The following is a 13980-nucleotide window of genomic DNA, read 5'->3' as shown; positions in this document are numbered from 1 at the left end:
GCCCCGTCCCATCAGGCTCTGGCTGACAATCGATGGGCTTTTCGGGGATACTAGGCCCCCTTATTTCCTGCATTACATGTTTTCAGAAAGGAGCCGGAGTTTGGCCGATAAAAAGCTGTTTACTCCTTTATCAGGTACACAACGGATCTTCGAAGCCGTCTTGATCGCCATCACCCTGATGGCTGCTTATCTTCTGCTTGCCCTGTTGTCCTATCATCCCGCTGATCCCGGCTGGTCCCAGACCTCCTGGCAAGGGGAGGTGAAGAACCTCGCCGGTAGTGCCGGTGCCTGGCTCGCCGATATCACCATGTTTACCTTTGGTGCCTTCTCCTATCTGGTGCCGCCGCTGGTGGTGCTGCTGGGCTGGAGTCTCTTCTGGCGCCCGAGCCGTCTGCTCGATGTGGATTACCTCACCCTGGGGGTGCGGATCATCGGCTTTATCCTGACTGTGCTCGGTATGTCGGCCATTGCCAGCATGAACTTCAACGATATGCAAAACTTCTCCGCCGGTGGTCTGGTGGGGGATGTGATCGCTTCTGCAGTGGTGCCGCTGTTTGGCGGCGTCGGGGCCAACCTGATGCTGCTCTGCTTCGTGGCAACCGGCATCACCCTGTTTACCGGCTGGTCCTGGCTCACCATCGTCGAGCAGATCGGCGCGGCCTGCACCGGTTCGGTCAGCGCTGTTTACCACTTCCCGACCACCCTCGGCCGCTGGCTGACCGGTGGCTGGCGTCAACCCCGCAACGAGGGGCCGGATCCCTTGCTGGAAGGCGGGGTAGGGGCCATCGCGTTTGATGATGAGGAAGATGAGCCACACACCAGCTGGACGCGCAAGCCCAAGGCCAAAAATCAGAAGGCTGCCACCGAAGAGTGGCTGCCGGAACTCGACGACGATACCTTCGAGTTCGATCCCCAGTTTGATGATGAAGATGATGAGCCGGCTCCGGCTGCCAAGCCTAAACGTGCGGTGGCGGCTGCCAATGGTCGCCGCCAGCCGGTACTGGCTGTGGCCGATGACGATGATGAGGACGATCTGGATCTGCCCTGGGCCGAAGGGGACGACGAGGTTGCCGCGCCGGTAGCCGTTGCACCGACCAAGCCCAAGCGTCGTCCGCAGTCAACAATGCCGCCGTTGCCTAGCATCGAGCTGCTCGACCGTCCACCCGCCAAGACCCAGATGATGAGCAAGGATGAGCTGGATCGCATGGGGCGTCTGGTGGAGGCCAAGCTTGCCGACTACAACGTGCAGGCCAAGGTGGTCGGTGTCTATCCGGGCCCGGTCATTACCCGTTTCGAGCTGGATCTGGCGCCGGGTATGAAGGCGAGCAAGATCACCAACCTCTCGCGCGATCTGGCCCGCTCCTTGTCTGCCAGCAGTGTGCGAGTGGTTGAGGTGATCCCCGGCAAGACTTATGTAGGTATCGAGCTGCCCAACCGGGTGCGCCAGACCGTTTACCTGCGCGAAACCCTCGACTGCGATGCGTTCCGCGATAGCCGCAACCCGCTCACCATGGGCCTGGGTCAGGACATCGCAGGGGAGCCGGTGGTGGTGAACCTGGCCAAGATGCCGCACCTGCTGGTGGCCGGTACCACAGGTTCCGGTAAGTCGGTGGGGGTCAACACCATGATCATCTCGATGCTCTACAAGTCATCCCCCGATGATCTGCGCTTCATCATGATCGACCCCAAGATGCTGGAACTCTCGGTCTACGAAGGGATCCCGCACCTGCTGACCGAGGTGGTGACCGACATGAAGGATGCCGCCAACGCCCTGCGCTGGTGTGTGGGCGAGATGGAACGCCGTTACAAGCTGATGTCGGCAGTCGGGGTGCGCAACCTCAAGGGCTACAACGACAAGGTGCTGGCTGCCATCGAGGAGGGGGAACCCCTGCTGGATCCGTTGTGGCGCCCGGGTGACTCCATGGATCAGATGCCGCCGGAGCTGGAGAAACTGCCCCACATCGTGGTGGTGGTGGACGAATTTGCCGACATGATGATGATCGTCGGCAAGAAGGTGGAAGAGCTGATTGCCCGTATCGCCCAGAAGGCACGGGCCGCCGGTATTCACCTCATTCTGGCGACCCAGCGTCCGTCGGTGGATGTCATTACCGGTCTTATCAAGGCCAACATCCCGACCCGGATTTCGTTCCAGGTGTCGAGCAAGATTGACTCCCGGACCATCATCGATCAGGGCGGCGCCGAATCTCTGCTCGGCATGGGTGACATGCTCTACATGCCGGCTGGTACTTCCAACCCGACCCGGGTGCACGGCGCCTTTGTCGATGACCACGAGGTACACAAGGTGGTGGCGGACTGGAAACTGCGCGGCGAGCCGAACTACATCGATGAGATTCTTTCGGGCGAATCTGGTGGTGAAGGTGGCAGCGGCGAATATGGCGGTAGTGACGACGAAGAGCTCGACCCCCTGTTTGACGAAGCGGTTGCCTTCGTGGTGGAGTCCCGCCGTGGCTCGACCTCCAGCGTGCAGCGCAAGTTCAAGATTGGTTACAACCGGGCTGCTCGTCTCATCGAGCAGATGGAAAATCAGGGCATTGTGAGCGCCCCGGGTGGCAACGGTCAGCGCGATGTGCTGGCTCCGCCGCCGGTGCGGGACTAAGGCCCACCCTTTTACTGTTATCCTGGCCATGCCCCTCACGGGCGTGGCCTTTTATCGAGATGGTCGTTATGAAAAGCATGATGAAAAAACAGCTGTTGATCGGATCCATGCTGCTGGTTGCCAGCAGCCAGGTGTGGGCCGACGCGGCCAGCGATCTCAAGCAGAAGCTGGCCAGTGTCAGCCTCTTCTCCGCCAAGTTCTCCCAGACTGTCTACGACAGCAAGGGCAAGGAGCTGCAGCGCGCCAGCGGCGATCTGCTGGTGCAGCGCCCAAACCATTTCAATTGGCATACCACTGCGCCTGACGAGAGCCTGATCGTGGCTGATGGCAAGGATGTCTGGGTGTATGATCCCTTCGTCGAGCAGGTCACCGCCCTTAAAATGAAGGATGCGGTGCTCAATACCCCCTTCGTGCTTATCACCGGCAATGACGAAAAACTGTGGAAGCAGTACGACGTGACTCAGCAGGGTGATGTCTACACAGTCACCAGCCGTGATCCGAGCGAGCTTATCGCCTCCTTCCGTGTAACCTTCGATCGCGACAACAACATCAGCCGCTTCGATGTGAAAGAGGCGCAGGGGCAGTGGACCGAATTTACCCTCAATAACTTCAACCGCAAGCCGGTGCTCAAGGGTAACGAATTTGTCTTCAAGATCCCGAAGGGGGTCGAGCTGGATGATCAGCGCTGATGAGCAATCTGTCGCTGGATTTCTCCTCGGACTTTCGTCCGCTGGCGGCCCGGATGCGGCCGCAAAACCTCGACCAGTATATCGGTCAGCAGCATATCCTGGGGGCTGACAAGCCCCTGCGCAAAGCGATCCTGGCGGGTCACTGCCACTCCATGATCCTGTGGGGGCCACCCGGTACCGGTAAAACCACGCTGGCGGAGCTGGTGGCTCACTACTGTCAGGCGGAAGTGGAGCGACTCTCGGCAGTGACCTCAGGCATCAAGGAGATCCGCGCCGCCATCGACAAGGCCAAAGAGAACAGCTGGCGCGGGGTGCGCACCATCCTCTTCGTGGATGAAGTGCACCGCTTCAACAAGAGTCAGCAGGATGTGTTCCTGCCTCATATCGAAGATGGCACCATCACCTTTATCGGTGCCACCACCGAAAACCCCTCGTTCGAACTCAACAACGCGCTGCTCTCCCGTGCTCGGGTCTATCTGCTCAAGCGACTTGAGGAGAGCGACATCCTCGCCATGCTCGATCAGGCGATGACCGATCCCCGTGGTCTCAATGATCCGGTGCTCACCTTTGCCCCCGGGGTGAAGGAGGCGCTGGCCAAGGCGGTGGATGGGGACGGGCGTAAATCCCTCAACTATTTGGAGCTGTTGGCCGACATGGCCGAAACCGACAGCACAGGGGCGAGGGTGATCGACAGCGCGCTGCTTGCCGCCGTAGCGGGGGAACATGTGGCCCGCTTCGACAAGGGGGGGGATCACTTCTACGACCTCATCTCGGCGGTGCATAAATCTATCCGCGGCTCGGCACCGGATGCGGCACTCTACTGGTATGCCCGCATGGTGAGTGCCGGCTGCGATCCGCTCTACATTGCCCGCCGCTTGCTGGCCATCGCCTCGGAAGATGTGGGCAATGCCGATCCCCGTGCCATGCAGGTGGCTCTATCTGCCTGGGATTGTTTCCACCGGATCGGGCCGGCGGAAGGGGAGCGGGCTATCGCCCAGGCGATCGTCTATCTCGCCTGTGCCCCCAAGAGCAATGCGGTCTACACCGCCTGGAAGGCAGCGCTCAATGATGCCAAAAACCTCCCTGACTTCGAGGTGCCGGTGCACCTGCGCAATGCGCCGACCCGGCTGATGAGCGATCTGGGCTATGGCGCCGAGTATCGCTATGCCCATGACGAGCCGGGCGCCTATGCTGCGGGGGAGGAGTATTTCCCCCCCGAGCTTGCCGGCAAGCAGTACTATCAGCCTACCGATCGTGGCCTTGAAAAGCAGATCGGCCAGAAGCTCGATTATCTCCACGAGCTGGATCGACAGAGCTCGCAAAAACGGGGCCGATAGCCCCGCTTGTTTGTCAGCAGAATGAAAATTGGTCAAGTACCGGAATAATTGGGGTGTTTGACCGCACAAGTCGGCAAAAACGACCCAAATAGTCCCTGTTCGGGCAGGGGGGCGGTCTGCTACACTGCCCCTCTGACCCCGTTGGTTTCGGCCTGATACCATCTTCTTGATTTCGAAGGCCTGACTCTCAAGGCGACGGGGGCCAACCGATGTTAACTTCCGGATCTGTTTTTTAGCCCGTCATGATGACTCAGGCCCAGATCCCTTATTAAAAAAGTAGGTAACCCATGCTGGATCCCAAATATCTGCGCAGCGACATCGATGAAGCTGCCGCTCGTCTGGCGACACGTGGCTACGTTCTGGACGTAGCGGCTGTCAATGCTCTGGAAGAGAAGCGCAAGGATCTGCAGTCCCGTACCCAGGAGCTGCAGGCCGAGCGCAATGCCCGCTCCAAGTCCATCGGTGAGGCTGCCCGTCGCGGTGAAGATGTTGGCCCGCTCAAGGCCGAGGTGACCAAGATCAATGACGAGCTGGAAACCAGCAAAGTCGAGCTGGATGCGCTGCTGACCGAGCTGAAAACCATTGCCGACGCCATCCCCAACCTGCCGAGCGAAACCACCCCGGTGGGTCGTGACGAGAACGACAACGTGGAAGTGCGCCGTTGGGGTACCCCGCGTCACTTCGACTTCCCGGTACGGGATCACATCGATCTGGGCGAAGCGGCCAAGGGCGTTGATTTCAAGAACGGCGTCAAGCTCTCCGGTTCCCGTTTCGTGGTGATGAAGGGCCAGATTGCCCGTCTGCACCGCGCCCTGGCCCAGTTCATGCTGGATCTGCACACTCTGCAGCACGGTTACACCGAGTGCTACGTGCCCTATCTGGTCAACCCGGACAGCCTGTACGGTACCGGCCAGCTGCCGAAGTTCTCCCAGGATCTGTTCAATACCGGTATTGACGGCGAAGGGGAAGAAGAGGGCAAGGTGCGCAAGTTCTCCCTGATCCCGACTTCCGAAGTGCCGCTTACCAACATGGCGCGCGACGAGATCTTCGATGAGCAGGAGCTGCCGATCAAGATGACCGCTCACAGCCCCTGCTTCCGCTCCGAAGCGGGCTCCTACGGTCGTGATACCCGTGGTCTCATTCGTATGCACCAGTTCGACAAGGTCGAGATGGTACAGCTGGTTCACCCGGAGAAATCCTGGGAAGCGCTGGAAGAGATGGTGGGTCACGCCGAGAAGGTGCTGCAACTGCTGGAGTTGCCGTATCGCGTGATGGCGCTCTCTACCGGTGACATGGGCTTCTGCGCGGCCAAGACCTACGATCTGGAAGTGTGGCTGCCGGCCCAGAACACCTACCGCGAGATCTCCTCTGTCTCCAACTGCACCGACTTCCAGGCGCGCCGCATGCAGGCTCGCGTGCGTGTCGATGGCAAGCCGCAGCTCATTCACACCTTGAATGGCTCAGGTCTGGCTGTGGGTCGTACCTTGGTCGCTGTGCTTGAGAACTACCAGCAGGCAGATGGTCGTATCGCCATTCCGGCCGCGCTGCAATCCTACATGGGTGGCCTGACCCACATCGGGTAAGCTCACGCAGCTGACCACAACGCCATGGCATTGCCATGGCGTTGTGCATTCTGGCGCCGAACAATCGTTTTAGTGCTGAAAAAAATGCAGCTTTTCGGCGCCGCTTTGAACAGTTAACACATTTTTATCAAGCAATGCGCAATCGTTTTTGTTAGACTGCGCCGCAATTTCGCAGGACATCTTTTTCTATGGTCTGGATTGATTACGCCATCATCGGCATCGTCGGTTTCTCTGCTCTCATCAGTCTGGTGCGCGGCTTCGTCAAGGAGGCCATGTCTCTTGTCACCTGGTTCGTCGCCTTCTTTATTGCCAGCCATTTCTATCCTGATCTCGCCGTCTATTTCACCTCCTTCTCCGATGCGCTGGTTCGCAACGGTCTGGCCATCGCAGCCCTGTTTGTGGCGACCCTGATCCTCGGCAGCGTGGTCAACTATGTGGTGGGCCTGTTGGTGGACAAGACGGGTCTCTCCGGTACCGATCGGGTGCTGGGGGTCTGCTTCGGTGCAATTCGCGGGGTGCTGATCGTCAGTGCCCTGCTTTTTTTCATGGATACCTTCACCAGCCTCTCCCAGAGCGACTGGTGGGTGGCGTCCAAGCTGGTGCCGGAGTTCAAGCCGGTGATCCAGTGGTTTTTCGGGTTCATGTTGAACTCATCCAGTTTTCTTAAACAGGTATAGTGACTTCGAGGTAGCAAAGACATGTGTGGTATTGTCGGTATAGTTGGCACCACCCCCGTCAATCAGGCCCTCTACGACGCCTTGACGGTGTTGCAGCACAGGGGACAGGATGCCGCCGGGATCGTGACCATTGATAGTGGAAACTTCCGGCAACGCAAGGCCAATGGCCTGGTGAAGGACGTGTTTGAAGTGCGCCACATGCAGCGTTTGCAAGGGAACATCGGCATAGGTCATGTCAGATATCCCACCGCAGGCAGCTCAAGTGCCGCTGAAGCCCAACCTTTTTATGTGAACTCTCCCTACGGCATGGTGCTGGCCCATAACGGCAACCTCACCAACGCCAAGGAGCTCAAGGAGCAGCAGTTCAAGGTCGCCCGTCGTCACATCAACACCACCTCCGATTCGGAAGTGTTGCTGAACGTGCTGGCCCACGAGCTGGATCGCTGTGACAAGATGGCCCTGCGTCCCGAAGATATCTTCGCTGCGGTGCGCAGAACCCATCAGCAGATCCGCGGTGCTTATGCGGTGGTCTCGCTGGTGATTGGCCATGGTCTCATCGGTTTTCGCGATCCCAACGGCATTCGCCCGCTGATCCTCGGTCGTCGTCAGGACGAGCAGGGCCAGGTGGAGTACATGCTCGCCTCCGAGAGCGTGGCGCTCGACGCCATCGGTTTCGAGACGGTGCGGGATATTGCGCCGGGTGAAGCCATCTACATCACCGAGCAGGGCCAGCTCTTCTCCGAGCAGTGTGCGGAAAACCCGCAGATGAGCTCCTGCATCTTCGAATATGTCTACTTCGCTCGTCCCGATTCGTGCATCGACAAGGTCTCGGTCTACGCCGCCCGCCTCAACATGGGTCGCAAGCTGGGTCAGAAGATTGCCCGCGAGTGGGAAGATCTCGACGTCGATGTGGTTATCCCCATCCCCGAAACCTCCTGTGACGTGGCGCTGGAGATCGCTCACACCCTGGATCTGCCATACCGTCAGGGCTTCGTGAAGAACCGCTACATCGGCCGTACCTTCATCATGCCGGGCCAGACCCAGCGCAAGAAGTCAGTGCGCCGCAAACTCAACGCCATCAGCTCCGAATTCAAGGGCAAGAAGGTGTTGCTGGTGGATGATTCCATCGTGCGTGGTACCACGTCCGAGCAGATCATCCAGATGGCCCGTGAAGCGGGGGCAGCCAAGGTCTACTTCGCCTCGGCGGCGCCGGAAATTCGCTTCCCCAACGTCTATGGCATCGATATGCCCACCGCCAACGAGCTGATCGCCCACGGCCGTGAAGTGGAAGAGGTGTGCAAGCTGATTGGCGCTGACGGTCTGATTTTCCAGGATTTGGAAGATCTGGAAGCTGCCGTACGGGAGATCAACCCGGATCTGCGTCACTTCGAGACCTCGGTGTTCAATGGCCACTACGTCACCTCCGACGTGGATCAGTCCTATCTGGATCACCTCAATGCCCTGCGCAACGATGACACCAAAGCGGTGCGTGAGTGGCAGGAAGGCACCAGCAATCTGGAAATTTTTAACGAAGGAAGTTAAACGTTTGCGGTTTTGCCGGATGGGATAGCGAGATGGGGGCCTGTTGCCCCCATTGTCGTTTTTGCCTCACACAGGCAGAAGGGGGAGGAGATATCTGTTTGAAAAACATCCGCTTATCTTGCCGGATATGGGCATGGCCAGCAGGATCCGCTAGCATAGGCGGCAACATATATGACCGATACGCTTTTAAGAGACGAGAGTTCAGATGGATGATCTGCTAGCCCCAGTGCGCCAGTTTTTGCAGTGCGAGACCCCGGATGAGTGGGTGGAGATGGCGCGAGATCCGGCCCGTTTGCCGACCCTGCTCATCGATCACGCCAACTGCGAGACCAAGGCCGCACTCACTGCCCACAGTCTGGTGCGCCGCTACTGCCTGCCCAAGGGCAAGCGCCATCTGCTGCCCAAGCTGGAGTTCTATCGCGAGCTGGATGCCATTCCGGAGAAGGCCGAGATCCTGGGCAAACGCAGCATGGGGGAGTCTGATCGCACCGTCTTTGCCGAGCTGGAGCGCAATCCACTGCTGTTTCCCATGGTGCGACTCATTCAGGAGGAGCTGCACCACTTCGAGCAGGTGCTGGAGATCATGCAGGCCCGCGGCATCGAATACGGGCCGGTGACGGCCTCCCGCTATGCCCGTCAGTTGATGCAGCATGTGCGCACCCATGAACCGGCCACCATAGTCGACAAGATGATCATCGGTGCCTATATCGAGGCCCGCTCCTGCGAGCGGTTTGCCAAGCTGGCGCCCCATCTGGACGAAGAGCTGAGCCGCTTCTATGTCTCTTTGCTGCGCTCCGAAGCGCGTCACTATCAGGATTACCTGAGCCTGGCCGAACAGTACGCAGGGGAGGATATCAGCGAGCGGGTGGCCTTCTTTGGCAAGCTGGAAGCCGAGCTAATCTGCTCGCCGGATCCCCAGTTCCGGTTTCATAGCGGCCTGCCTGTCACATCTGACAGTTGTTGACGCACAGGGGGCAAACTACTATTGCCCTGTTCCTACTACGAGCGACAAGTAGTTACTTTTGAGCGCAATTCCCGGCCCTGAGCCGGGATCTTTTTTTCTGTCGTACCTCCTTCCTGCTTTTGGCGCTCTATGCTGAATCCCTGGCTATTTTTGCGTCTTCCCCTTGCGATGAAATCCTGTTCGAACAGCCGGTTATTGTGGTGATAAAGTGCTCATTCAGGTGGCTCACCCTTGTAGAAACGGGCGAAACCGTGTACTTTTTTGCCTTCGCAAGATTTGAATAACCAATCAATAGGAGCGTGTATGCGCATTGTTCTGTTGGGGGCTCCGGGCGCCGGCAAAGGTACCCAGGCTCAGTTCATCATGGAAAAACACGGTATTCCCCAGATCTCCACCGGCGACATGCTGCGTGCGGCGATCAAAGCGGGCACCGAGCTCGGTCTGAAAGCCAAAGCTGTGATGGACGCAGGTCAGCTGGTCTCTGACGACATCATCATCGGTCTGGTCAAAGAGCGCATCGCTCAGCCGGACTGCGCCAAAGGCTTCCTGTTGGACGGTTTCCCGCGCACCATTCCCCAGGCGCAAGCCATGAAGGACGCCGGTGTCGTGGTTGATTTCGTACTGGAGTTCGATGTGCCGGACGAAGAGATCGTCAAGCGCATGAGCGGCCGTCGCGTTCACTCCGGCTCCGGCCGTACCTACCACGTGGTGTTCAATCCGCCGAAAGTGGAAGGCAAGGATGACGTGACCGGTGAAGATCTGGTGATCCGCGCCGACGACGAAGAGACCACAGTACGCAAGCGTCTGGATGTATATCATCAGCAGACCGCGCCGCTGATCGGTTTCTACGGCAAAGAGGCGGAAGCGGGCCACACCCGTTACGTCAAGATCGACGGCACCCAGCCGGTTGATCTGGTCAGCAAGCAGCTTGCCACCATTCTGGGCTGATCTTTGCTGCCGGCACTGTTTCCCGTGCCATCAGATAAATAAAGAGAAGGGTCCTGTCGGGCCCTTTTTGCATAATGACAGATAGACAGGAAGCTAACGTGACCACGAAAACCGGAATATTGCTGGTCAATCTGGGTACCCCAGCCGCACCGACCACCGCTGCCGTCAAAGCGTTCCTCAGCCAGTTCCTCCACGATCCCCGTGTGGTTGACCTGCCCCGCTACCTCTGGTGCCCGCTGCTCCACTTCATCATCTTGCCGACGCGCTCGCCCAAAGTGGCCAAGCTCTATCAGCAGGTCTGGACCGAGCAGGGCTCGCCGCTGATGGTGATAAGCAAGCAGCAGCGCGCCGCACTGGAGCAGGAGCTCAAGCGGGAGGGGGTTGAGGTGCCGGTGGAGCTGGCGATGACCTATGGTTCCCCGTCAGTGAATGATGGCTGGCAGGCGCTCAAGGCCAAAGGGGTCAACCGGGTGATCCTGTTGCCGCTCTATCCGCAATATTCGGTCAGTACCACCGCCTCGGTCTTCGATGCCTGGGGCAAGGCGATGAAGAGAGAACGCAATCTGCCGGTGGTGCGGCTTATTCGTGATTATCACGCCCATCCCGAATACATTCAGGCGCTGGCCATGAGCGTGCGCCGTCACTGGGAGCAGCACGGTCAGGGTGATCACCTGCTGATGTCGTTCCACGGTATTCCCGAGCGCTACGAGAACGAAGGGGACCCCTATGGTCACCAGTGTCGCCATACCGCCAGCTTGCTGGCCGAGGTGCTCGGGCTGGAGGCCGGGCAGTGGACGGCCAGCTTCCAGTCCCGCTTTGGCAAGGAGGAGTGGCTCAAGCCCTACACAGACGTGACCATCGCCGGTATGCCTGCAGCGGGCATCAAGCGGCTCGATGTAATTTGTCCTGCCTTTGCTGCCGACTGCCTCGAAACCCTTGAGGAAATTCAGGTACAGAATCGGGAGATCTTCATGGAGGCCGGTGGCGAGCGGTTTGAATATATTCCGGCCCTCAACAGCGATCAGGCCCACATCAGGATGATGGTCTCGCTCATCTGCCGCGAATTGGCATGAGTGACCGACAGTCAGTCAAACAAGGAGTCGAGTCATGGTACATATCACGCTGATCTACGCAGGCCTGCTTGGGCTGCTGTTTCTAGGGCTCTCCTTCTGGGTGGTCAAACGCCGCGCCCAGTTCGGGGTGATGATAGGACAGGGGGAGGCCCCCGAGCTGCTGGCGGCGATCCGGGCCCACGGTAATTTTGCCGAGTATGTGCCGCTGACCCTGCTGCTGATGGCGCTGTGCGAGCTCTCCGGTGCCGGTGCGCTCTGGCTGCATGCCGGTGGCGCCATGCTGTTGGTTGGCCGCCTCCTGCATGCCATCGGCATCCAGATCCCCAAAGCCCCCAATGTGCCCCGTTTTCTGGGCACCTTGCTGTTCTGGCTCGCCCTCGGCCTCTTCTCGCTGCTGGCTCTGTTGCAGGGCATGGCGGCCACCTGAAAACCGACGCTTTTGCATGCTATGGAACCACCCCGGGCAGGGTGGTTTTTTTATGGTGAAAAGGCAAACGTTTTTCCTTGCAAGCCTTGTCTATACTGACTCCATTATTTAAACAGGGCGACTTTTCGGGGCGGCGGATTGTGTTAAAATCCCGCCCCTCTTTCCCCCAGAGCACAGAACATTGCCATGAAATTTCCCGGTCAGCGCAAGTCCAAACACTACTTCCCTGTCGACAGACGCGATCCCCTGGTGCCGCAAAATCCCCTGTTAACCGAACTGGGCAAAGCCTACGTGGTCGGGATTGATCAGACCCTGGTTGATATTGAAGCCCATGTGGATGAAGACTTTCTGACCCGTTATGGTCTGAGCAAGGGGCACTCCGTTGTCATCAATGACGATGTAGCCGAACGGATTTATGACGAGCTCAAGGCCAACAACATGGTAGTGAGCGAGTTTGCCGGTGGCACCATTGGCAACACGGTACACAACTACTCGGTACTGGCCGACTCCCACTCCATCCTGCTGGGTGTGATGAGTCAGGATATTCGCATCGGCTGCTACGCCTACCGTTATCTGTGCAACACCTCTTCCCGCGTCAATCTGGACTATCTGCAGCCGGTGGATGGCCCCATCGGTCGTTGCTTCACCTTCATCACCGAGTGCGGCGAGCGCAGCTTCGGCATCAACGCCGGCAAGATGAACCAGCTGGATGTGCAGCACATCCCGGAGGATGTGATCAAAGGGGCATCTGCCCTGGTGATCACCGCCTATCTGGTGCGTGGTGACGATGGTGATCCGATGAAAGAGGCGGCCATGACCGCGGTGCGTTATGCCCGCGAGGCTGGTATTCCCGTGGTGCTGACCCTGGGCACCCGTTTCGTCATCGACGAAAACCCCCAGTGGTGGCGCGACTTCATTGCCGAGAACGTGACTGTGCTGGCGATGAACGAAGACGAAGGTGAAGCCCTGACCGGCATCGCAGATCCGCTCGGTGCGGCCGACAAGGCGCTCGATTGGGCCGACATGGTGCTCTGTACCGCAGGCCCCATCGGTCTTTACATGGCGAGCTACACCGACGAGGACTACAAGCGCGAGACCACTCATACCCTGTTGCCGGGCGTCATCCCCGAGTTCAACATGTATGAGTTCAGCCGTCCGATGGCCCGCGCCAAGTGCCGCAAACCGACCCGGATCTACTCCCACATCTCCCCGTACATGGGTGGCCCGGAGAAGATCAAGAACACCAACGGGGCAGGGGATGGCGCGCTTTCCGCCGTGCTGCACGACATGGTGGCCAACTCCTATCACCGGATGAATGTGCCCAACTCCGCCAAACACATCTCCGAGTTCCTGACTTACTCCTCACTGGCCCAGGTGTGCAAATACGCCAACCGCGTCAGCTACGAGGTGTTGGCCCAGAGCAGTCCCCGTCTCTCCCGCGGTTTGCCGGAGAAAGAGGACAGCCTGGAAGAGGTTTACTGGGAGCGTTGATCTCCTAATCTGCAAGGCGCCTCCATCGGGAGGCGTTTTTGCAGGCTAATGGGGGTTATCCCGGCTTTTTTGCCGGAATAACCCCAATATGCTTGAGTCCATGTCACTTTTGCGACACCATTTGGCCATCGTATTGTCGCCCGACAATGCCGCAGCACCCGAAAGAAAGAGAGAACCCCATGAGCATGCTTAACGACAATCTTGACGCCAATTTCCAACTGTTTATCGAACAAGTCCGCGAGTCGGGTCAGGTGTGGGGACTGCGCTATGGGGAAGACTGGGTTGTCTGCCGCTCAGCCGAATTTGAAGATGCCGACGTGATGCCGCTCTGGTCTGCCGAAGAGGACGCTCGTCTGCACTGTGTTGACGAGTGGGCCGATTACGAGCCGGAAGTGATCGATCTGGAAGAGTTTCTCGATATCTGGATCAACGATCTGGATGAAGATGATGTACTGGTTGGCCCGAACTGGAACGCCGACCTGGAAGGTCAGGAGCTCGAACCCATCGAGCTGGCCAAGGCACTGGTTGAACTGGACGCCTGAAAGCGCCTCCATTGATGGCATGAACGCACAGGCCATCGGGACAAAGACCGGCATCCGCGAAGGTGCCGGTCTTTTTTATGGTCGAATGGC

At 58.7% G+C, this 13980-nt stretch carries 12 protein-coding genes; all 12 read left to right on the top strand.

Annotation, left to right across the window (positions count from 1 at the left end):
• The first annotated feature begins 100 nt into the window (after positions 1-100).
• The 12 genes from G5380_RS08320 (at position 101) to G5380_RS08265 (ending at position 13890) form a co-directional block, all read left to right on the top strand.
• The gene (locus tag G5380_RS08320) at positions 101-2617 is read left to right on the top strand and encodes a DNA translocase FtsK 4TM domain-containing protein (protein WP_421352636.1); all 2517 of its coding nucleotides are present in this window, start codon (positions 101-103) and stop codon (positions 2615-2617) included.
• 80 nt (positions 2618-2697) lie between these two features.
• A complete protein-coding gene (gene lolA, locus G5380_RS08315) occupies positions 2698-3306 on the top strand; it encodes an outer membrane lipoprotein chaperone LolA (protein ID WP_421209180.1) in 609 nt (202 codons plus the stop codon).
• Positions 3306-4643, top strand: a complete 1338-nt coding sequence (locus G5380_RS08310) for a replication-associated recombination protein A (RefSeq protein ID WP_421249486.1) — start codon at positions 3306-3308, stop codon at positions 4641-4643. The genes lolA and G5380_RS08310 overlap by 1 nt, the downstream gene beginning before the upstream one ends.
• A 287-nt stretch (positions 4644-4930) precedes the next feature.
• Positions 4931-6226 (top strand): serine--tRNA ligase, encoded by a 1296-nt coding sequence (gene serS, locus G5380_RS08305; RefSeq protein WP_421209171.1) that lies wholly within the window; start codon positions 4931-4933, stop codon positions 6224-6226.
• A gap of 188 nt (positions 6227-6414) precedes the next feature.
• Entirely contained in the window at positions 6415-6903 is a 489-nt protein-coding gene (locus G5380_RS08300; RefSeq protein WP_005337086.1) for a CvpA family protein, read from the top strand.
• Positions 6904-6924: 21 nt separating this feature from the next.
• Positions 6925-8445 carry an amidophosphoribosyltransferase gene (gene purF / locus G5380_RS08295; RefSeq protein ID WP_005351229.1) on the top strand — a complete coding sequence of 507 codons (1521 nt, stop codon included), beginning with the start codon at positions 6925-6927 and terminating at the stop codon, positions 8443-8445.
• Between the two features lie 205 nt (positions 8446-8650).
• Complete coding sequence (gene miaE, locus G5380_RS08290; protein ID WP_005346385.1) at positions 8651-9409, top strand: tRNA isopentenyl-2-thiomethyl-A-37 hydroxylase MiaE; 759 nt, start codon at positions 8651-8653, stop codon at positions 9407-9409.
• 303 nt (positions 9410-9712) lie between these two features.
• Entirely contained in the window at positions 9713-10357 is a 645-nt protein-coding gene (gene adk / locus G5380_RS08285) for an adenylate kinase (RefSeq protein ID WP_005337083.1), read from the top strand.
• A 98-nt stretch (positions 10358-10455) separates the two neighbouring features.
• Positions 10456-11430: a ferrochelatase gene (hemH, locus tag G5380_RS08280; RefSeq protein WP_421352635.1), complete on the top strand. Its 975-nt coding sequence runs from the start codon at positions 10456-10458 to the stop codon at positions 11428-11430.
• Between the two features lie 34 nt (positions 11431-11464).
• Entirely contained in the window at positions 11465-11857 is a 393-nt protein-coding gene (locus tag G5380_RS08275; RefSeq protein ID WP_421312692.1) for an MAPEG family protein, read from the top strand.
• A 186-nt stretch (positions 11858-12043) separates the two neighbouring features.
• Positions 12044-13348, top strand: coding sequence for an inosine/guanosine kinase (locus G5380_RS08270; RefSeq protein ID WP_216953402.1), 1305 nt, complete (start codon positions 12044-12046; stop codon positions 13346-13348).
• Positions 13349-13527: 179 nt separating this feature from the next.
• The gene (locus G5380_RS08265; RefSeq protein ID WP_005337077.1) at positions 13528-13890 is read left to right on the top strand and encodes a DUF2750 domain-containing protein; all 363 of its coding nucleotides are present in this window, start codon (positions 13528-13530) and stop codon (positions 13888-13890) included.
• Positions 13891-13980 lie beyond the last annotated feature (90 nt).

This window comes from Aeromonas sp. 604443 (assembly GCF_049170315.1).
Lineage (GTDB): Bacteria > Pseudomonadota > Gammaproteobacteria > Enterobacterales > Aeromonadaceae > Aeromonas > Aeromonas veronii_A.
The sequence above is the reverse complement of the archived record's forward strand: the minus strand, read 5'-3'. Positions and strand labels throughout refer to the sequence as shown.